General features: G+C 66.3%; 18 protein-coding genes. 8 read left to right on the top strand and 10 right to left on the bottom strand.

Annotated elements, in window-relative coordinates; genetic code table 11:
* Nucleotides 1-14: 14 nt before the first annotated feature.
* From GO591_RS06385 to zapE, 3 genes are all read right to left on the bottom strand, one after another.
* Nucleotides 15-1,220, bottom strand: a complete 1,206-nt coding sequence (locus GO591_RS06385) for an ammonium transporter (RefSeq protein WP_157156055.1) — start codon at nt 1,218-1,220, stop codon at nt 15-17.
* 187 nt (nt 1,221-1,407) lie between these two features.
* Entirely contained in the window at nt 1,408-2,757 is a 1,350-nt protein-coding gene (gene nhaA / locus GO591_RS06380; protein ID WP_157156054.1) for a Na+/H+ antiporter NhaA, read from the bottom strand.
* A gap of 117 nt (nt 2,758-2,874) precedes the next feature.
* Nucleotides 2,875-3,900, bottom strand: coding sequence for a cell division protein ZapE (gene zapE / locus GO591_RS06375; protein WP_157156053.1), 1,026 nt, complete (start codon nt 3,898-3,900; stop codon nt 2,875-2,877).
* Nucleotides 3,901-4,038: 138 nt separating this feature from the next.
* Here zapE and GO591_RS06370 point away from each other — a divergent pair, with 138 nt between their 5' ends.
* The gene (locus GO591_RS06370) at nt 4,039-4,938 is read left to right on the top strand and encodes a sulfurtransferase (protein ID WP_157156052.1); all 900 of its coding nucleotides are present in this window, start codon (nt 4,039-4,041) and stop codon (nt 4,936-4,938) included.
* 11 nt (nt 4,939-4,949) lie between these two features.
* A complete protein-coding gene (locus GO591_RS06365) occupies nt 4,950-5,387 on the top strand; it encodes a SufE family protein (protein WP_157156051.1) in 438 nt (145 codons plus the stop codon).
* A gap of 16 nt (nt 5,388-5,403) precedes the next feature.
* Here the strand turns inward: GO591_RS06365 and GO591_RS06360 are convergent, their stop codons facing one another.
* On the bottom strand, nt 5,404-6,603 hold the full coding sequence (locus GO591_RS06360; protein WP_157156050.1) for an alpha/beta hydrolase family protein: 1,200 nt from the start codon (nt 6,601-6,603) through the stop codon (nt 5,404-5,406).
* Nucleotides 6,604-6,679: 76 nt separating this feature from the next.
* Here GO591_RS06360 and GO591_RS06355 point away from each other — a divergent pair, with 76 nt between their 5' ends.
* The 4 genes from GO591_RS06355 (at nt 6,680) to GO591_RS06340 (ending at nt 11,910) form a co-directional block, all read left to right on the top strand.
* On the top strand, nt 6,680-7,279 hold the full coding sequence (locus GO591_RS06355; protein ID WP_157156049.1) for a DUF3000 domain-containing protein: 600 nt from the start codon (nt 6,680-6,682) through the stop codon (nt 7,277-7,279).
* Entirely contained in the window at nt 7,248-8,486 is a 1,239-nt protein-coding gene (locus GO591_RS06350) for a ribonuclease D (protein WP_157157803.1), read from the top strand. The genes GO591_RS06355 and GO591_RS06350 overlap by 32 nt, the downstream gene beginning before the upstream one ends.
* A 74-nt stretch (nt 8,487-8,560) precedes the next feature.
* Entirely contained in the window at nt 8,561-9,772 is a 1,212-nt protein-coding gene (locus GO591_RS06345; protein ID WP_157156048.1) for a thiolase family protein, read from the top strand.
* Nucleotides 9,773-9,780: 8 nt separating this feature from the next.
* Entirely contained in the window at nt 9,781-11,910 is a 2,130-nt protein-coding gene (locus GO591_RS06340) for a 3-hydroxyacyl-CoA dehydrogenase NAD-binding domain-containing protein (protein WP_157157802.1), read from the top strand.
* Between the two features lie 72 nt (nt 11,911-11,982).
* On the opposite strand, the gene dxs is transcribed toward GO591_RS06340, so the two are convergent.
* The 5 genes from dxs to dut all read right to left on the bottom strand — a co-directional run bounded on the left by dxs (nt 11,983) and on the right by dut (nt 18,743).
* Nucleotides 11,983-13,932 (bottom strand): 1-deoxy-D-xylulose-5-phosphate synthase, encoded by a 1,950-nt coding sequence (gene dxs / locus GO591_RS06335; protein ID WP_157156047.1) that lies wholly within the window; start codon nt 13,930-13,932, stop codon nt 11,983-11,985.
* A 12-nt stretch (nt 13,933-13,944) separates the two neighbouring features.
* A complete protein-coding gene (acnA, locus tag GO591_RS06330; protein ID WP_157156046.1) occupies nt 13,945-16,758 on the bottom strand; it encodes an aconitate hydratase AcnA in 2,814 nt (937 codons plus the stop codon).
* A gap of 160 nt (nt 16,759-16,918) precedes the next feature.
* A complete protein-coding gene (locus GO591_RS06325) occupies nt 16,919-17,635 on the bottom strand; it encodes a DUF3159 domain-containing protein (protein WP_157156045.1) in 717 nt (238 codons plus the stop codon).
* Complete coding sequence (locus GO591_RS06320) at nt 17,632-18,273, bottom strand: DUF3710 domain-containing protein (RefSeq protein WP_157156044.1); 642 nt, start codon at nt 18,271-18,273, stop codon at nt 17,632-17,634. Before GO591_RS06320 ends, GO591_RS06325 begins: the two co-directional genes overlap by 4 nt.
* Nucleotides 18,270-18,743: a dUTP diphosphatase gene (gene dut / locus GO591_RS06315; protein WP_157156043.1), complete on the bottom strand. Its 474-nt coding sequence runs from the start codon at nt 18,741-18,743 to the stop codon at nt 18,270-18,272. Before dut ends, GO591_RS06320 begins: the two co-directional genes overlap by 4 nt.
* An 84-nt stretch (nt 18,744-18,827) precedes the next feature.
* Between dut and GO591_RS06310 the strand changes: the two genes are divergently transcribed.
* Nucleotides 18,828-19,277, top strand: coding sequence for a DUF3093 domain-containing protein (locus GO591_RS06310; RefSeq protein ID WP_157156042.1), 450 nt, complete (start codon nt 18,828-18,830; stop codon nt 19,275-19,277).
* On the opposite strand, the gene GO591_RS06305 is transcribed toward GO591_RS06310, so the two are convergent.
* Complete coding sequence (locus GO591_RS06305; RefSeq protein ID WP_157156041.1) at nt 19,274-19,567, bottom strand: DUF4193 domain-containing protein; 294 nt, start codon at nt 19,565-19,567, stop codon at nt 19,274-19,276. The genes GO591_RS06310 and GO591_RS06305 overlap by 4 nt on opposite strands.
* A 191-nt stretch (nt 19,568-19,758) precedes the next feature.
* Between GO591_RS06305 and sepH the strand changes: the two genes are divergently transcribed.
* Nucleotides 19,759-20,835, top strand: a complete 1,077-nt coding sequence (sepH, locus tag GO591_RS06300; RefSeq protein WP_157156040.1) for a septation protein SepH — start codon at nt 19,759-19,761, stop codon at nt 20,833-20,835.
* The last annotated feature ends 8 nt before the right edge of the window (nt 20,836-20,843 follow it).

The raw sequence follows: 20,843 nt of genomic DNA, 5'->3' as shown, positions 1-20,843 counted from the left end.
GCGAGTTGTAACGGTTAGCGAACTTCCATCGCGTATGCCTCTTCACCGTGAACGATGGTGTCGATGCCTGCGACCTCGTCCTCGTTCTTGACCCGGAAGCCGATGGTCTTCTCGATCGCGAAGCCGACGATGAAGGCGACGGCGAACGAGTAGATCATCACGCCGAGGGCGGCGATCGCCTGCACGATGAGCTGACCGAAGTCGCCACCGGTGAACAGGCCGGTACCGGTGGCGAAGAAGCCGAGGTACAGGGTGCCGATCAGGCCACCGACGAGGTGGATGCCGACGACGTCAAGCGAGTCGTCGAAGCCGAGCTTGAACTTGAGTTCGACTGCCAGCGCGCACACCGCGCCGGCGAGGATGCCGAGCACGAGCGCCCATCCCGGGGTGAGGCTGGCGCAGGCGGGGGTGATTGCGACCAGACCGGCCACCGCACCGGAGCCGGCGCCGACCGACGTCGACTTGCCGTCCTTGAGCTTCTCGATGATGAGCCAGCCGATGATCGCCGCAGCGGTCGCACCCAAGGTGTTGATCACGATGAGTCCGACATTCTGTAGGTCGTTCAGCCATTCGGCGCCGGCGTTGAAGCCGAACCAGCCGAACCAGAGGATCGCGGCACCGAGCAGCGTCAACGGCACGTTGTGCGGCTTGTGCGCGCCCTTCTGGAACACGGCACGTTTGCCGAGCACCAGAGCCAGGGCGAGTGCCGCGGCGCCCGCATTGATGTGCACCGCCGTGCCGCCTGCGTAGTCGATGACCGCCGGCAGTCCCATCATCTCGCCGAGGTTGAAGATCCACCCTCCGCCCCAGACCCAGGCCGCCACCGGGAAGTACACCAGGGTGGCGAAGATTCCCGCGAAGATCATCCAGGACCCGAACTTCGCCCGGTCGGCGATCGCGCCGGAGATCAGTGCGATGGTGATGATCGCGAACGTCGCACCGTACGCGGCGCCGACGAGGGTTTCATTGTCTGCTGCGGCCAGGCCGAAGTCGGAGAACGGGTTGCCTGCGAAGGCCCACACCGAGTCGGCTACGGACATGTTCGCGCCGTACAAGATCCACAGGACGCTGACGAGGCCGAGCGCCCCGAAGCTCATCATCATCATGCTGACGACGCTTTTGGCCTTGACCAGGCCGCCGTAGAAGAACGCCACTCCCGGCGTCATCAAGAGCACCAAGGCGGTGGCGGTGATCGCCCACGCGAGATTGCCGGTATCCATTTCGATTCCTAACGGTTACGGGTTGTGCCGGATGTCTCTCCGCGACTGGTCGCGTCGGAACAGTGCCAGTTTGGAACCGTCAGATTTCAGGTACGCGCGTGCTCGGTTTCGCGAGTGTTACGGACGCCCGCCGGATGTAAACATCGTGTTTCGCGCAATTCCGGGGCGCGCACCGCGCAGGTACGCGTCAGGGAGTTTCGAAGGCGTCGGGGATGCCGTCGCGGTCGGCGTCGACCTTCTCTTCGGCACGCAGCTGCCGGTAGCGCCGGTTGCGCGCCCCGAGCAGGATCGCGGCGATGATCGCGGCAAGGCCTGACCCCACCAGCACACCGATCTTCGCGTTGTCGGCGAGGACACCGCTCATGCCGAAGCTCAGTTCAGCGATCAGCAGCGAGACGGTGAAGCCCATTCCGCCGAGCACAGCCAGGCCGAGGACATCGACCCATGCCATCCCCCGGCCGATCGAAACCCCGCGGAACCGGGTGACCAGCCAGGTGGCGCCGACGATGCCGATCGTCTTGCCCGCCACCAGGGCCACGATGATTCCGAGAGTGACCGTGGAAGTGAGCGCGGCCAGAAATCCTTCGATGCCACCGATCGTGACGCCCGCCGAGAAGAAGGCGAACACCGGCACAGCCACGCCGGTCGAGATGGGCCGGAAACGGTGCTCGAACAGCTCGGCGAGGCCTGGCCCGTTCTCGGCATCCTGATGCCCGTGTGCCCGCGCAGCCTCCTGCACCCGACGGCTCCGCTTCACCGGCACCGTCAGCGCCAGCAGCACGCCGGCGACGGTGGCGTGAATGCCCGATTGGTACATCAGCGCCCAGACGACGATTCCGATCGGCAACAGGATGAACCAGGCCGCCGACGAGCGCACGTGGAACAGCACCGCATACTTCTGGGCGATCACGCCGAAGACGAGCACGCCGAGAAGGGCGGCGATCAGGTAAGCCGGCTGCAGATCGGTCGCGTAGAAGATCGCGATGATGGTGATGCCGATCAGATCGTCGACGACCGCCAGGGTGAGCAGGAAGGTGCGCATCGCGGCGGGCAGCCAGGTGCCCACGACCGCGAGGACGGCAAGCGCGAATGCAATGTCGGTCGCGACGGGGATCGCCCAGCCACGCTGCGCCTCTCCGCCTGACGGCGCATTCAGCGCGAGGAAGATCAGCGCGGGGACCAGCACGCCACCGAACGCCGCGACCACGGGCACGAGGGCAGCACGGGGATTGCGCAGCTCACCGGCGACGAGTTCCCGCTTCAGTTCCAGCCCGACGAGGAAGAAGAAGATCGCCAACAGCCCGTCCGCCGCAAGGTGACCGAGGCTGATCTCCCACTGCCAGTCCCCCACGACGAAACCGACGTGCAGGTCGCGCAGCGCGTAGTAGGCGTCGGCGAGGCCGGAGTTGGCGAAGATCAGCGCCAGTGCCGCGGCGACCAGCAGGATGATGCCGCCAACGGTCTCCTTGCGCAGGATGTCTTCGATGCGAAGGGACTCGCGGAACCGGCTGTAGGCGGCGTCAGGGGATGTCGTCATGTGAGAACTCCGGGCAGGGCTGATGGCAATGACTGCGGCCTATCACCGCAGGCCGACCAGACTTCCCGGCTCACCTCCCCCGATGCTATCGGAGGCTCGTCCGGTGCGTGCTCGCCGTTACTGTGGTTGCCCGGTGGTGAGCGCGATCATTCGGGAGATCGCCCGCAGGTATTTCTTGCGATAGCCGCCGCCAAGCATGTCGTCGGCGAACACCTGATCCAGTGGTGTGCCGCTGGCCACGATCTCCACCTGGTCGTCGTAGAGCCGGTCGATGAACGCGACCAGGCGCAACGCGTCGGTCTGCGCGGTGATCTGCCGCACGTCCTTCAACGCAATCGCGGGCAGCCCCTCGACGAGCTTCACGTACTTCGACGGGTGGATCGTGGCCAGGTGGCTGAGGACCGCGTCGAAGTCATCGACCGTGCTGCCACGCGGCAGGCCCTTCACGGCGGCGTCGAACTCGGCGTTGCCGAGGCTGACCGCGTGACCCTCGATCGCGCGACGCCGGTAGTCCAGGCCGTCGATCCGGATGGTGCGGAACCGGGAGGACATGGCGTGGATCTCACGCAGGAAATCGGATGCCGCGAACCGGCCTTCACCGAGGGCGTTCGGCGGCGTGTTCGAGGTTGCGGCGACCCGACTGCCGGAGTCGATCAGCTCGCCCAGCATCCGCGTCATCATCATGGTGTCGCCCGGGTCATCCAGTTCGAACTCGTCGATGGCGATCAGGGTCGCTCCGCGCAGCAGTTGCACGGCTTGCTGGTAGCCGAGCGCGCCGATCAGCGCGGTGTACTCAATGAAAGTGCCGAAGTACTTGCGGCCGGGCGCGCCATGCCAGAGGGCGGCGAGGAGGTGGGTCTTGCCGACGCCGAAGCCGCCGTCAAGGTACAGGCCGGGCAGCGGCGGGGTGGACTTGCGCCGGGAGAACAGGCCACCGCCGGAGGGCTTCCAGCTCTGCAGGAAGCCGCGCACCGCGTCGACCGCCTCGGACTGCGAGGGGTAATCGGCATCCGGGACGTAGTTGTCCAGCGTGGCGTGCTGGAACTGCCGCGGCGGGACCAGCTGTGCCGCAATTTCGGTTCCCGACAGTGACGGTGACCGGTCGACCAGGCGGGCGAGGGCGAGCTTCTGGTCGGATGTCATACGGGGGCCTCGCTGTATGTCAGAGTTTTAGGAGCAGCGTGCGCCGTGCATTGGCGCGCAGGGCAACCGTTTCAGCCTATCGGGCGAGAGAATGGTGCTAGTGCGTAGCCCGATCGGGGCCCAACCCAGGAGGTAGAAATGACCGTTGCGGTCGATCGTTCCGAGAAGTTCGCCGAGTACGCCCACCCGGAACGTCTGGTGAGCACCGAGTGGCTGGCGGAAAACCTCGGCGCCGATGGCCTCGTGGTCGTGGAATCCGACGAGGACGTGCTGCTCTACGAGACCGGTCACATCCCCGGCGCGGTGAAGATCGACTGGCACACCGACCTCAACGACCCGGTGGCCCGCGATTTCGTGCACGGCGAGCGGTTTGCCGCGCTGCTGTCGTCGAAGGGGATCGCCCGCGACACCACCGTGGTCATCTACGGCGACAAGAGCAACTGGTGGGCGGCGTACGCGCTCTGGGTGTTCACGCTGTTCGGGCACGCCGACGTGCGCCTCCTCGACGGCGGCCGCGACAAGTGGATCGCCGAGGGTCGGCAACTGACCACCGAGGTTCCGCAGCCGACCCCGACCGACTACCCCGTCGTCGCCCGCGACGACCGCACCGTCCGCGCGTTCAAGCAGGATGTGCTCGACCACTTCGGCAAGCCGCTCATCGACGTGCGCTCGCCCGAGGAGTACTCCGGTGAGCGCACCACGGCGCCCGCCTACCCCGAGGAGAGCGCCCTTCGTGCCGGCCACATCCCGACCGCGCAGAGCGTGCCGTGGGGCAAGGCAGCAGCCGAGGACGGCACCTTCCGCTCCGTCGGCGAGCTGAACAGCCTGTACCGTGACGGTGCCGGCCTGGGCGATGCCGACGACGTGATCGCCTACTGCCGGATCGGTGAACGGTCCGCGCACACCTGGTTCGTGCTCACGCACCTGCTCGGCCTGCCGAAGGTGCGCAACTACGACGGTTCCTGGACCGAGTGGGGCAGCGCCGTACGCGTACCGATTGTCGTCGGCACCGAACCGGGCGAACTCCCCACTCGCTGATCGGAGTCCTGATGTCTACCGCACTACCTGAGAGCCTCGCCGAAATCCGCGACGACTTCCTCGCCCTCGAGGAGCGTGACCGCCTGCAGTTGCTGCTGGAGTTCTCCAACGAATTGCCGGCACTGCCTGCGGCATACGAAGATCACCCCGACCTATTTGAACGTGTGATCGAGTGCCAGTCGCCGGTCTACATCTTCGTCGAGGTCGACGCCGACCACGTCGTGCACATGCACGCGACTGCGCCGGCCGAGGCGCCGACCACGCGCGGGTTCGCGTCAATCCTCGCGCAGGGCATCAGCGGTCTTCCCGCCGACGCGGTGTTGGGCATCCCCGACGACTACCCGCTCGACATCGGGCTGACCAAGGTCGTCAGCCCGCTGCGGATGCGCGGGATGTCCGCCATGCTCGGCCGGGTGAAGCGGCAGATCCGCGAGAAGACCGCAGCCTGAACCGCTTCGCCCCGAGTCAGCTCGCCTGAGTCTCGGGCTCAGTCTCGCTCAGGGTTTCGAGCCAGCTGGTGATCTCCGCGTTCCAGCGCTTGGAGTGGAAGTTCCACAGCCGGGTGTGCCTGGCGGTGTGCCAGGGCCAGTAGCGGACGATGTCCGGGCGGGCACCAGCTAGGGCCCGGGAAGCGGTGGATGGCACAAACCCGTCGTCGTCGCTGTGCAGCAGCAGGATCGGCGTGTTCAGCTCGCTGGCGCGGCGCACGAAGTCGAGCTTGGTGAAATCGATCGGCTCCTCCAGCCCGGTCAGCCGACGGCTCCACTTGGTGCCGATCAGCGCCAGCGCGGCGTCGCGGATGTACGGCGGCAGGCGCAGCAAATCCGCCTGGTAGGTCAGCGTGGTCACCCAGTCCACGACCGGAGACTCGAGAACGATGCCGTCGACCGTGTGAGCAAGCGGTGAGCGTGACATCGTCTGCAGGACGAGGGCTCCACCCATCGACCAGCCCATCAGCACGATGCTCGTCGCACCGCGATCGAGCGCGAAGCGGATGGCTGCTTCGACGTCGAGCCATTCCACCGCGCCGAGCGCATACCGGCCGTCGACGCTGTTCGGCGCATCCGAGTCATTGCGGTACGAGATCAGCAGCGACGTGTAGCCGGCATCCCGGAACACCGGCACGGCTCGCAGTGCCTCTTCGCGGCGCACGCCCCTGCCGTGCACCTGGATCACCCAGCGGCCGGAGCTCTCCTGGGCGGGAATCAGCCATGCCGGCGCCGGACCGAGTGTGGTCTGCACCTCGACGTCCTCGTATGGAAGGTGCAGGTCGTTCGGATGCCGGTACACCCAGGCGCCCAGCCGTCCACGTTGTGCCGCGGCAAGGGCCGGGTCATCCGCCTTCTCAATGCGTCGAATCACCGAAGTGTCGGTGCGTTCGATGACCTCGCCGACGATCGCGTGCCGGTCGGTGTCGAACCAGAAACTATAGGTGCCCGCGACCTCAGACTCGTCGGTGCGCTGCAGCGCGATGGTGGCCGCGTCAAGGTCAACGGCCAGTACCCGCAGGTCCTCGACTGCCTTCTTCGGCGGGGTGACGACCTTGCGGGCGACGACCACGGCGAGCACCGCGCTCGATGCCGCTGCCAGCACTGCGGCACCCCCGAGCAGAACCGCCGCGGCAACGCCGGCTCGCGATCCGCGAGAGGATCGGTACGAGGCCATCTGCATCCTTCCGTATTGCTCCCCGGCGACGGCGAGCCTCAGCACAGATGGTATCGAGAAACCATAGTCTGCCCTCGTGCCTGAACAGCAAGACGGGACAGCGCTGCCCGCCCCATTCCGCGCGGCCGTCGAGGCAGTGCGGCGTGCGAATGTCCGCAGCGAACTGACCGTTACCGAGATCGAGTCGCCCGGCCGCCTCGCGCCTTTTTCGCTTGCGCTGGCGGCGGATGTCACGCCCTCGGCTCACGCCAATGAGGAACTCGGCACCGGCCGGTTCATCCTGCTCTACGACCCGGAAGAGCCGGAGGCGTGGGGCGGACCGTTCCGCGTGGTGTGCTTCGCCCAGGCCCCGCTTGAGCTGGAGATCGCCCTCGATCCCTTCACCGCCGATGTCACCTGGTCGTGGCTGATGGACGCGCTCGACACCCGCGGGGCCAAGTACCATTCCGCGGCGGGAACCGCGACGAAGGTGCTGTCGACCGGCTACGGCGAACTTGCCGAGCAGGGCAGCGGCGCACAGCTGGAACTCCGGGCCTCCTGGAGCCCGGACGAAACCGACCTCGCCGCACATGTGGAAGGCTGGAGTGAGCTGTTGTGCATGCTGGCGGGTCTACCGCCGGTGGGAGAAGGAGTGAGTCTGTTGTCTGCACGCCGAATGGCCCGCGGTGACAAGTAGTCCGTCGGCCGGCGATGCCATCTCGGTCATCGACACCCACGAGGGATACCTGGAGGCGCTGTCGGTCATCGCCGACGGCCATGGACCGATCGGGATCGACGCTGAACGCGCGTCTGGGTTCAAGTACTCGCAGCGTGCCTACCTGATCCAGGTGTACCGACGTGACGCAGGCACCTTCCTGTTCGACCCGCCCGCGATCGGTGAGTTCACCGAACTCAATGACCTGATTGCCGACGAAGAGTGGATCCTGCACGCCGCCAGCCAGGATCTCACCTGCCTGCGTGAGGTCGGGCTGGATCCGAAGCACCTGTTCGACACCGAGCTCGCCGCCCGGTTGCTCGGCCTCCCCCGTGTCGGGCTTGGCACGGTGGTCGAGGCACTGCTCGGCATCCATTTGGCCAAGGAGCACTCGGCAGCCGATTGGTCGACCCGTCCCCTGCCCCAAGCCTGGTTGGTGTACGCATCGCTGGATGTCGAGCTGCTTCCCGACCTGCGCGACGCCATCGCCGACCTGCTTGAGAAGGCCGGCAAGACCGAGATCGCCAGGCAGGAGTTCGACGCGACCCTGGCGCGCGACCTGAAAGTCGTTCGGGCGGAACCGTGGCGCAGGCTCTCCGGGGTGCACTCGATCCGCGGCATCCGCAATCTTGCCGTCGCCCGTGAACTGTGGGCAGCGCGCGACGCCTACGCGCGCGAGATCGACGTCGCCCCGGGCCGGTTGGTGCCGGATTCCTCGTTGGTGTCAGCTGCCCGGGCCCTGCCGAAGACCAAGAATGAGCTTGCGGCGCTCAAAGAGTTCAGTGGCCGGGCCAGTCGCAGCCAGCTGGATCGCTGGTGGGACGCCGTTGAGGCAGGGCTCACCACCGAGGACCTGCCGGTGTTGCGAACCAACAACGACGCCCTTCCGCCACCCCGGGCCTGGGCGGAGAAGAACCCCGATGCCGACCGTCGACTGAAGCGAGCGCGCGCGGCGATCGGTGAACTGTCCAGCGAGGTGGAAGTCCCGGTCGAGAACCTGCTGACTCCGGAGACTTTGCGACGGCTGGCCTGGACGCCGCCGGAGGAAGTGACCGTCGACTCGATCGCCGCCGCGCTCGGCGAGCTGGGCGCCCGGGGCTGGCAGATTGACGCAACTGCACCACGAATCGCCCAGGCCTTTGTCGAAGCGGCCCAAACAGGCGAGGGTCCGGTGGAAACCGCTTCGTAGGAAGAATCAACGGATTCCCCCGCCCAATCGCCCCTCCCTAGGATCGTGATCATCAAGATCTCCTGGGAGGCAACGTGGCTGAACGAACTGATGTGTACTTCGTCGACGGGATGCGAACACCGTTCGGACGAGCGGGCGAGAAGGGGATGTACTGGCAGACCCGTGCCGACGACTTGATCGTCAAGGCAATGATCGGGGTGCTGGAACGGAACCCGCAGGTTCCCAAGGACCGCATCGATGACGTCGCCATCGCAGCGACCACCCAGCAGGGCGACCAGGGACTCACAATCGGACGGACATCCGCCCTGCTGGCCGGTCTCCCCCGCAGCGTGCCGGGATATGCGATCGACCGCATGTGCGCCGGCGCGATGACCAGTGTGACGACCACCGCGGGCGCAATCGCGTTCGGCGCCTATGACCTCGCCATCGCCGGTGGAGTTGAGCACATGGGCAGGCACCCGATGGGCTTCGGCGCCGATCCGAACCCCCGGTTCCTCGCCGAACGACTGGTCAGCGAGGATGCGCTGAACATGGGCAAGACCGCGGAACGCATCCACGACCGCTTCCCCGAGCTGACCAAGGAACGCTCCGACCTGTTCGCGATGGCGAGCCAGCACAAGGCTGCCGCGGCTTACGAGGCAGGCAAGCTGCAGCCCGACCTCGTGTCGGTCGCGATTCGCAGCGACGAAGGATGGGGGCTGGCAACCAGGGACGAGGCGCTCCGACCGGACACCACGCTCGAGGGGCTCGCTCAGCTGAAGACCCCGTTCCGGACTCACGGTCGAGTCACGGCCGGCAACTCCTCCGGGCTGAATGACGGCGCCACGGCGTCGCTCATCGCGAGCGGTGACGCGCTGAAGACCTACGGCCTTACTCCGAAGATGCGGCTCGTGAGCTTCGCATTCGCGGGTGTCGAGCCGGAGATCATGGGCATCGGGCCGGTGCCGAGCACCGAGAAGGCGCTGCGGAAGGCCGGTCTGACGATTGAGGACATCGGCCTGTTCGAGCTGAACGAGGCGTTCGCGGTGCAGGTGCTCTCGTTCCTCGACCACTTCGGCATCGACGACGAAGACGACCGGGTGAACAAGTGGGGCGGCGCGATCGCCATCGGGCACCCGCTGGCCTCCTCCGGGGTTCGGCTGATGATCCAGCTCGCCCGCCAGTTCGAGGAACACCCCGAGGTGCGCTTCGGGCTGACCGCCATGTGCGTCGGCCTCGGCCAGGGCGGCTCGGTGATCTGGGAGAACCCGCACTACACCGGCAAGCGCAAGGGAGCGACCAAGTGACCACGGTTATGCGAAACGACGCTGAGTTCGACCGGCTGCAAGGGCTCGCCACCGATGAGGTGATCACGCATTCCTACACCCGGGACATCCCGATCTCAGGCGGGCGGACGCTCGTGCTGGTCACCCTCGACAACGGTCGCGACCACACCCGCCCAAACACGCTCGGCCCGCAGACCCTGATGGAGTTCGGGTCGGTGCTCGATTCGCTCGCTGAGCGCGCCGCCCGCGGCGAGATCGCCGGGGTCGCGGTGACCGGCAAGCCGTACATCCTCGCGGCAGGCGCTGACCTGTCGCGGGTGGGCGACATCCCAGACCGGGAGACCGGCCTGCAGATGGGCCGGCTGGGTCACCAGGTGCTCGGCAAGCTCGGCGAACTGGGGGTTCCCTCATTCGTCTTCATCAACGGCCTGGCTCTCGGCGGTGGCGTGGAGATCGCCCTGAACGCTGACTACCGCACGGTGGACAGCTCGATTCCCGCGTTCGCGCTGCCCGAGGTCTTCCTCGGGCTGATTCCCGGCTGGGGTGGCGCCTGGCTGCTGCCGAACCTGATCGGCATCGAGAATGCGCTCAAGGTCATCATCGAGAACCCGCTGAAGAACAACCGCACCCTGAAGGGCAACGAGGTCCTCGAGCTGGGTATTGCGGATGCCATGTTCGGCCCGGTCAACTTCCTCGAGAACTCGATCCGGTGGGCCGATGACGTGCTCTCCGGCCGGCTCACGGTAAAGCGTCCCAACCAGCCGGGCAAGATCGAGCGGGCGGTGAAGTGGGATGCCGCGGTCGGCATCGCGCGGAAGATGCTCGAGTCGAAGATCGGCACGGTAGCGAAGTCCCCGTACCGTGCCCTTGACCTGCTCAAGGCAGCGAAGAACACCGACAAGGCCACCGGATTCGCCGCCGAAGACGAGGTCCTCGCCGACCTCATCGCCGGCGACCAGTTCCGGGCAAGCATCTACGCCTTCAACCTGGTGCAGAAGCGAGCGAAACGGCCCGCCGGAGCGCCCGAAAAGGAGCTCGCCCGACCGGTCACCAAGGTCGGTGTGATCGGAGCGGGACTGATGGCCAGCCAGTTCGCACTGCTGTTCGTCCGTCGCCTGCAGGTGCCGGTGGTCATCACCGACCTCGATCAGACACGCGTTGACAAGGGACTCGAGTACATCCGCGACGAGATTGACGCCCTACTTCGCAAAGACCGGATCAACGCCGATGAGGCCAACCGGCTTCGCGCGCTGGTCACCGGCACCACGAACAAGGCGGACTTCGCCGACTGCGACTGGGTGATCGAGGCCGTGTTCGAGGAGCTCAGCGTCAAGCAGCAGGTGTTCGCCGAGATCGAGAAGTACATCTCCCCGGATGCCGTATTGGCGACCAACACCTCGTCACTGTCGGTGACCGCGATCGGCGCCGAGCTGGCGCATCCGGAACGCCTGGTCGGCTTCCACTTCTTCAACCCGGTCGCGGTGATGCCGCTGATCGAGGTGGTGAAGACAGATGCGACGAGCGATGCAGTTCTTAGCACCGCCATGGTCACCGCAGCGGCGCTCAAGAAGAATGCCGTGATCACCGCCGACACACCGGGCTTCGTTGTGAACCGGGTGCTCGCCAAGGTACTCGGTGAGGCCATGCACGCGGTCGATACCGGCACGCCGTTTGAGACCGTCGACAAGGCGATTGCCCCGCTCGGCCTGCCGATGAGCGCTTTCGAGCTGCTCGAGCTGGTCGGTCTGAAGGTCGGCGCGCACGTGCTGGACACTCACCATGCTGCCTTCCCCGACCGGTTCTACCGCAGCGAGAACCTGCATGAGCTCGCCGAGCATGGTCGGATCTTCGATCGTGACGGCAAGGGCAAGATCAAGGGCGTCGACAAGCAGGCCGAGAAGATCGTCCGTGGCGGCACCAGTCCGATGAGCGAGGCCGAGATCCTGCGCCGGCTCGAGGACGGGCTGGCCGACGAGATTCACCGAATGCTTGAGGACGGCGTCGTCGAAGCAGCCGAGGACATCGACCTGTGCATGATCCTCGGTGCCGGCTGGCCGTTCCAGATGGGTGGTGCGACGCCGTACCTGGACCGGACCGGTGCCAGCGAACGCGTGTTCGGTGACACCTTCCACCACCCGCCGATCAAGGGCGTGGCCTAACCCCTGCCTCCCCGCTGATCGAGCTTGTCGAGATCTCGGCAGGCTCGATCAGCAGGAAGGCTCGATCAGCGGTTAAGGCTGGGTGCCGATCGGGCCGGTGTTCAGCGCGGCCGCCTGCGCTGCGGTGAGCGGTCGCGCGATCGGGATCCGGATGCCGAGCACCTGCGCGACGATGTCGCGGGCGATGTGCTGCGCGGTGAGCCCGGCGTCAGCGAGAATCTCGTCGCGGGTCGCGTGGTCGAGGAAGGCATCCGGCAACCCGAGCTCGTCCACGGCCGTGTCGACGCCCGCCTCACGCAGCACCTGGCGGATGCGTGTGCCCACGCCACCGACCCTGACACCGTCCTCGATGGTGATCACGATGCGGTGCTCGCGGGCGAAGTCGACGACGCTCGCAGGAACCGGAACGACCCAGCGGGGGTCGACCACGGTCGCGCCGATCCCCTGGGCTGCCAGCCGTTCGGCGACCTCCAGTCCGAGCTTCGCCATCGGCCCGACCGTGACGATCAGCACGTCGCGGCCTTCACCGTCGCGCAACACGTCCACACCGTCTGCCGTGCGACGCAATGCGGGGAACTGCGTGCCAACTGAGCCCTTCGCGAAGCGCACCACGGTAGGTGCCTCGGTCACCGCGACAGCCTCGCCGAGCTGCTCCCGAAGCGCGTCCGAGTCGCGGGGCGCCGCGATGCGGATGGTGGGCACCACCTGCAGCAAGGCCAGGTCCCACATGCCATGGTGGCTCGGGCCATCCGGCCCGGTGACGCCAGCGCGGTCCAGAACGAAGGTGACGCCGGCTTTGTGCAGGGCGACATCCATCAGCACCTGGTCGAAGGCCCGGTTCATGAACGTCGCGTACACCGCGACCACCGGGTGCAGGCCGCCGAAGGCGAGTCCCGCGGCCGAGGTCACCGCGTGCTGCTCGGCGATGCCGACGTCGAAGACCCGGTCGGGGAAACGCTCGGCGAGCTTGTGCAGCCCGGTGGGCCGGAGCATGGCGGCAGTGATGCCGACGATGCGGGGGTTCTTCTCGGCCAGCTTGACAATCTCATCGGCGAATACCGACGTCCAGGACGGCTTGCTGGCCTCGATCGGCTCCCCCGTCTCGGGATCGATCTGGCCGACGGCGTGGAACTGGTCCGCGACATCCGACAGCGCCGGTTCGTACCCTTCCCCCTTGCGGGTGATCACGTGCACGATCACCGGCGCCGAGTAGTTCTTCGCCTGCTGCAGCGCCTCCCGGAGGGCACCGATGTCGTGACCGTCGACGGGGCCGAGGTACTTGATGTCGAGGTTCGAGTACAGCCCCTGGTAGTTGGACCCGCGACTGAGGAATCCGTGCAGCGCACCGCGCGTGCCGCGGTAGAACGCGCGTCCCGGTTTGCCGAGCCGGTCGAAGAGTTTCCGCGACGAGACGTACAGGTCCTTGTAGGTCGGCCGGGTGCGCACGCTGTTCAGGAAACGCGCCATGCCACCGATAGTGGGCGCGTAGGAGCGACCGTTGTCGTTGACGATGATGACCAGGTTGCGGCTGTTGTCATCGCTGATGTTGTTCAGCGCTTCCCAGGTCATGCCGCCGGTGAGCGCCCCGTCACCGACCACGGCGACGACGTGGCGCTTGTCCTGCCCGGTCATCGCGAACGCGCGCGAGATGCCGTCCGCCCAGCTCAGCGAGCTGGACGCGTGTGAGGACTCGACGATGTCGTGCTCGGACTCGGAGCGTTGCGGGTAGCCGGCGAGTCCGCCGCGTTGCCGGAGCAGGCTGAAGTCCTGCCGACCGGTCAGCAGTTTGTGCACGTAACTCTGGTGTCCGGTGTCGAAGACGATCGCGTCGTTCGGCGACTTGAATACGCGGTGGATGGCAATCGTGAGCTCCACCACGCCCAGATTCGGGCCCAGGTGGCCGCCGGTCTTGGAGACCTCGGCGACCAGGAAATGGCGGATCTCCTCCGCGAGCTGTTTCAGCTGCGCGGAGGAGAGTCCGTCGAGATCACGAGGACCGTGGATGGTCTCGAGAAGGGTCATAGCGTCAGAATCTTAGACGAGGCTCCTGAGCACGTACTGCAGGATTCCGCCATTGCGGTAGTAGTCCGCCTCACCGGGGGTGTCGATTCGGACGACCGCGTCGAACTCGATCGTCTGCTTGCCCGCCGGCGAGTGCTCGCTCGGTTCCGCAGTGACGTGCACCGTCTTCGGGGTGCGGCCCTCGTTCAGCTCGGTGAGCCCCGAGATGCTGATGATCTCGGTGCCGTCGAGGCCGAGCGACGCCCAGGTCTCGCCTGCAGGGAACTGCAGCGGGACAACGCCCATGCCGATCAGGTTCGAGCGGTGGATGCGCTCGAAGCTCTCGGTGATGACGGCCTTCACGCCCAGCAGGCTGGTGCCCTTGGCTGCCCAGTCGCGTGAGGAGCCCGAGCCGTACTCCTTGCCACCGAGCACGACCAGCGGGGTGCCGGCGGCCTGGTAGTTCTGGCTGGCGTCGTAGATGAAGGACTGCGGTGCGTCCGGCTGGGTGAAGTCGCGGGTGTAGCCACCCTCGACGCCGTCCAGCAGCTGGTTCTTCAAACGGATGTTCGCGAACGTGCCGCGGATCATGACCTCGTGGTTGCCGCGGCGCGAACCGTAGGAGTTGAAGTCCTTACGGTCGATGCCGTGGCTGGCGAGGTAGTGACCGGCCGGGCTGTCGGCCTTGATGTTGCCAGCGGGGCTGATGTGGTCCGTGGTGACCGAGTCACCTAGCTTTGCCAGCACCCGAGCACGGCTGATGTCGGTGACCGGGGTGGTCTCCAGGGTCATGCCGTCGAAGTACGGGGGCTTCCGCACGTAGGTCGACTTGTCGTCCCACTCGAACACGTCACCGGTCGGGGTGGGCAGCGAACGCCAGCGCTCGTCACCGTCGAACACGCCGGCGTACTGGTGGTCGAACATGTCGGTCGAGATCGACTCGTCGATGACCTTCTGCACCTCGGCCGAGTCCGGCCAGATGTCCTTCAGGTACACCTCGTTGCCGTCGCCGTCGGTGCCGAGCGCGTCCTTTTCGAAGTCGAAGTTCATCGACCCGGCCAGGGCGTAAGCGATTACCAGCGGCGGGCTGGCGAGGTAGTTCATCTTCACGTCGGGGTTGATGCGACCCTCGAAGTTGCGGTTACCGGACAGTACCGCTGTCACGGCCAGGTCGTTCTCGTTGATCGCCTGCGAGATCTCGTCGGCGAGCGGGCCCGAGTTGCCGATGCAGGTGGTGCAGCCGTAGCCGACGGTGTAGAAGCCGAGCGCTTCCAGGTCGTCGGTCAGGCCTGCCTTCTCGTAGTAGTCGGTGACGACCTTGGAGCCGGGAGCGAGCGTGGTCTTCACCCACGGCTTCGACTTGAGGCCCTTCTTCGCCGCGTTCCGGGCGAGCAGGCCAGCCGCCATCATCACCGAAGGGTTCGACGTGTTGGTGCACGATGTGATCGCCGCGATGGTGACCGCTCCGTGGTCGAGCACGAAGCTCTCACCGGACTCAGCGAGGCTGACCCGGCTGGGCTTCGACACGGTAGCCGGAGCGTGGCTGCGGTGCGTGTGGTGGTGCGAGCTGTACTCGGTCTCCGGAGTGTTCCCTGGCGGGTCGGATGCCGGGAAGGACTCGGCAACCTCGAGGTCGACGATGTCGTGCTCGATGGCCGCGTAGTCGTTGAGGTCCTTCTCGAACTGGGTCTTCGACTCGCTCAGCTCGATGCGGTCCTGCGGCCGCTTCGGTCCGGCGATCGATGGGACGACGGTGGCGAGGTCGAGTTCGAGGTACTCGCTGTAGGTCGCCTCGTTGGCGGGGTTGTGCCAGAGCTGCTGCAGCTTGGAGTACTCCTCGACGAGCTTCACCTGCTCGGCGCTGCGGCCGGTGAGGCGCAGGTAGTCGAGGGTGACCTCGTCGATCGGGAAGATCGCCGCGGTGGAGCCGAACTCCGGGCTCATGTTGCCGATGGTGGCGCGGTTGGCGAGCGGCACCTGCGCGACGCCGTCGCCGTAGAACTCGACGAACTTGCCGACCACGCCGTGCTTGCGCAGCATCTGCGTGATGGTGAGCACCACGTCGGTGGCGGTGACGCCGGTGGGGATCGAGCCCTTGAGCTTGAAACCGACGACCTTGGGGATCAGCATCGACACCGGCTGGCCGAGCATGGCCGCCTCGGCTTCGATGCCGCCGACGCCCCAGCCGAGCACGCCGAGGCCGTTGACCATGGTGGTGTGCGAGTCGGTGCCGACCAGCGTGTCGGGGTAAGCCTGCAGTGCGCCGTCGACCTCACGGGTGTAGGTGACCCGGGCCAGGTACTCGATGTTGACCTGGTGCACGATGCCGGTTCCCGGCGGGACGACCTTGAAGTCCTCGAAGGCAGTCTGGCCCCAGCGGAGGAACTGGTAACGCTCACCGTTGCGCTCGTACTCGATCTCAACGTTGCGCTCGAGTGCGTTCGGGGTACCGAACAGGTCGGCGATGACGGAATGGTCGATGACCAGTTCGGCGGGAGCGAGGGGGTTCACCTTCTTGGCGTCGCCACCGAGTTCCACGATCGCTTCACGCATGGTGGCGAGGTCGACGATGCAGGGCACGCCGGTGAAGTCCTGCATGACCACGCGCGCGGGCGTGAACTGGATCTCGGTGTCCGGCTCGGCGGATGGCACCCAGGACCCGAGCGCCTCGATCTGCGCCTTGGTGACGTTCGCGCCATCCTCGGTGCGAAGCAGGTTCTCGAGCAGCACCTTCAGGCTGAACGGAAGCTTGTCGTAGCCCGCGACCTTGTCGATGCGGAATACCTGGTAGTCGGTCGACCCGACGGTGAGGGTGTCTTTCGACCCGAAGCTATTGATACTGGGCACTGTGCCGTCTCCCTTGCTGACTCGAACTCATCCTTGCCGCCGCGACGTCCGCCAGCAAGCCAAGCCTAAGCCCGTTCCGGGTGGCTGCCACGGGCGTGGCGCGCTCCCAAAACCGGTCAATTTATCTTGATGTCAAGATAAACATAGCAGGGCGGATGTCTCAATCCTTGGATTCGACCGGCGTGTACGCGGCGCGCACCAGTAGCCAGGTGACCCACAGTGTCGCCGCGTACAGCGGCACCCCCATCAGCAGTTTGGTCGCGGCCAGCGCCTGCGTCTGGGATGCGAGGTACAGCGGCAGTTGAACCGCGAGTCGCAGCGAGAACACACCTATCCACAGCAGCGTCGCGACGACGGCCACACGGAACTGTGCCTTATCGCTCCGCCAGCCGGAGACATCCCCACGCAGCAGGCCGACGATGACGCCGATCAACGGCCAACGCGCGGCCAGGCTGATCACCAGGACGGTCACCGACGCGCCGTTGATGATGAAGCCGAGCAGGAAGTTGTCCTCGGCCTGGCCGGTGAACAATGCGACTCCGGCGGACGCGCCCACGCCGATGACACCGGCCACGGCCGGACCCAGGGGGCTACGAGTGAAGACCCGGACCGCGACGAACAGCAAGGCGATGACCACGGGGGCAATGACCGAGGGCACCAGGTCTTCGGTGATCGTGTAGACGACCAGGAACATCAGTCCAGGCAGCAGCGCCTCGACCAGTCCGCGTGCACCGCCGACGGCGCGGAACAGGTCATGGCCGGTGGGCGTCTTGCCCGGCTCGACGTGAGCGAACGCCGACTTGCGCGCGGCGGCGCTGAGCGCGTCGGCCAGGTTCGGCTGTGACGGCTCGGGAATCTCTGGCTGCTGCTGGCTCACGCTTGGGTCGGTGTTGTCGGCGTCTGGCCGGCCTGGTTCTGGGGCATGTGCAGCGGGATCAAGTCCCGCGGCGGCATCGGCGTATTGCCGCGCACGACGACGATACTGCGGAAGAGGTCTTCGATCTTCTCGGCGGCCTCGGGGTTGACCACGCCTTCACCGGCGATCACCCCGCGCAGGAACCAGCGCGGGCCGTCGACACCGATGAACCGGGCCATGCGGCTGGCGCCGGGGGCACCGGCCACGACGGGGAGTTCGGCAAGCAGTTCGGGGCCGAACGGGCCGTCCTTCTGAGTGGTGCGGCCACCCTGCTTCTTGATCTGCTCGCCGATCTGCGCGCGGATCTCGTGCCACAGACCGCTCGAGCGGGGCGCGGCAAAGGGCTGAACCTGAAGGGTGGACCCGGCGTAGTCGAGCCCGACGGCGACGACGCGCTTGGTTCCCTCTTCGACCTCGAGACGCAGCTGCAGCTCGGGGCGAGGCACGATCTTCACTCCGCCGAGATCGACGTAGGGCCGCACAGCATTCGCTTCGCTCTCATCGAGCGGTCCTGCGGTGTCGCGGTCAGCGGGGGCGGACTTCTCGGGGTCGATCGCGGGCGAGGTGGTCTCGTCCGGGTCCTGCGGGGCGTCGGTCACGCGGTTACTCCTGTTTCTTGCGTGCGAGTGTCCGGTGCTGTGTAGCCGGTCGACCCGAAGCCGCCCGCGCCGCGCTGGCTGTCGGGGAGTTCGTCGACGGGAATGAAGCGCGCCCTGGACACGGGCATCACGATCAGTTGGGCGATGCGATCACCAGCCGAGATTGAGTAGGGCTCTGAGGCATCCGTGTTCAACAGCGTCGCCTTGAGCTCGCCGCGGTAGCCGGCGTCAACCGTGCCGGGACTGTTCACAATGGTGATCCCGTGCTTGGTGGCCAGGCCACTGCGGGGAACGACGAAGGCGACGTAACCCTCGGGCAGCGCGATCGACACTCCGGTCGGAATCAGCGCCCGCTCCCCCGGCTGCAGAACGAGGTCGATGGTCGAGACGAGATCCGCCCCGGCATCGCCTGGGTGGGCATACTCCGGCAAGTGGTCGCTCTTGATCAGAACGTCGACGATATCGGTCACGCGAAGAAGGCTAGCCCACAACGGCCATGAGCCTGAACGTGCGTCCCGACGAGAGCAGGCCGCTCGATCTGATCGAATAGAGGCATGATCCTGTTCCGTGAGCGTCTCTGGCCGAGCGCGTGGATGTACCTGGCTTCAGCGCTGGTCATCCCGGCGTCGATTCTGGTTTTCCTGCCGATCAACCTGCTGGTGGGCATCATCACGGGGATCGTGCTGTACATCGCACTCATCCTGCTGCTGATCGCGGCAGCGCCGACGGTGACGGTCAGTGAGACGGTCTTCAAGGCTGGGCGGGCGAGCTTGCCGCTCGAGCTGGCAGGCGAGGTCACCGCACATGACGGCGAGGATGCCCGGCAGGAGCGTGGGCCGCGACTTGATGCGCGGGCCTGGCTGCTGATCAGGGGCTGGGTTTCGGGGGTAGTGCGGATCGAGCTGCTCGATGACAGCGACCCGGTGCCGTACTGGATCGTCTCGACGAGACACCCGGAGGCGCTCGTCGAGGCGATCGGTACGGCGAAATCGCGAGCAGCCTAGGCTGCGCACTCCAGGCAGATCGGCCCGAGCTTTTCCTCGTGGTCGAGCTGCGAACGGTGCTTCACAAGGAAGCAGCTGACGCATGTGAATTCGTCAGCCTGCGGGGGCAGGACGACAACGTCGAGATCAAGGTCAGAAAGATCCTGACCGGCGAGCTCGAAGCTGCCAGGGTTGTCGGCGTCGTCGACGTCCACGACCCCCGACATCTTGTCGGGCACGCGCTCCTTGAGGGCCTCGATCGACTCGGAGTCGTCGTCGCTCTTGCGCGGGGCGTCGTAGTCGGTTGCCATTCCCATCCACTTCTATTGGTTCATTGAAATTCGGCGGGCACAGTTTGCATGAACTGGCGGTGAAACGCAATTCACGATTCGCACGCCAGAACTGTCCCACAAGCAACTTCCGGCACGCCCGGGATATTCCCGAGTAAACGCCGTGTGCCGTGACATCCTTGCCTCGGAATGTCAGAGCCGGAGGCGGATCAATGCAGGAACTGAAAGTCATCGGGGTGGACGGCGGAGCACTGCTCGCGGCCTCCGAAGAGGGACATCGTTACCGCATCGCGATCGACGACACGGTGCGGAGCCGGTTGAAGCAGCCGTCCACGCCAGCCGTGTCAGGTCGCAAGCCGGCACCGCGCGAGATCCAGGCGCACATCCGCGCCGGCATGTCCGCGGAGGACGTCGCCGGTGTCACCGGAGCGCCGATCGAGTACATCCGCAAATTTGAGGGACCCGTGCTCGCCGAACGCGAGTACATCGTCGAGTCGGCGCTCAATGTGCCCGTGCACACGGCCAGCGATGCCGAGCCGCTCGGCGAAGGTCCGACCTTCGGTTCAGTGATCCGCGATCGTCTCCACGGCCTTGCCGCCACTGGCGAACGCTGGGCGAGCTGGAAGGAAGACTCCGGCTGGATCGTCAAGCTGTCGTTCAGCGCGGACGGGATCGACCACGACGCCCGTTGGCAATATGAGCCCCGCAAGCAGGCGCTGGCGCCGCTCGGCAACGAGGCGATCACCCTGTCGCAGCAGGGCGAAGTGCGTGGAGCCCTGATTCCCCGGCTGCGCGCCGTACCCACCGACGAGAGCACGCCGGACCAGACCCGCTTCGACAGCGGTGCGTTCACCGTCACCCAATCGGATGCCCCGGACGAGGCGCCGATCATCGAACAGGTCGTCTTCCCCAGCCAGCACCCATCGGTGCGTCAGCAGGATGCTGTGCCGCCTCGTGGGCCGGTGACCGAGAAGCAGCCCCGCTCGCTCAGTCAGACCGCCGATCTGCTGGAGGCGCTGCGGCGTCGTCGCGGAGAGCGCGAGGCTGCCCAGTTCGAGGAACCTGAGGACCAGCGTCCCGCCGGTCGAGGCATCCGTCTCGTTGACGTGCCACTCGACGAGTACGGGGTGTCCGAGGACGATCATGCGCCTGCGCATGCGCGGCCGTCTGACACGCAGCCGTTGCCGGAACAGCCATCGAGCGTGCACAAGCCGCGCAAGGGTCGCGCCGCGATGCCCAGCTGGGATGAAATCGTCTTCGGCGCCCGCTCGGACGACGACCTGGCGTAGTCACCCGG

This window comes from Diaminobutyricimonas sp. LJ205 (assembly GCF_009755725.1).
Classification (GTDB): domain Bacteria; phylum Actinomycetota; class Actinomycetes; order Actinomycetales; family Microbacteriaceae; genus Ruicaihuangia.
Note: the sequence above shows the minus strand (reverse complement) of the source record. Positions and strands in the feature narration are given on the sequence as shown.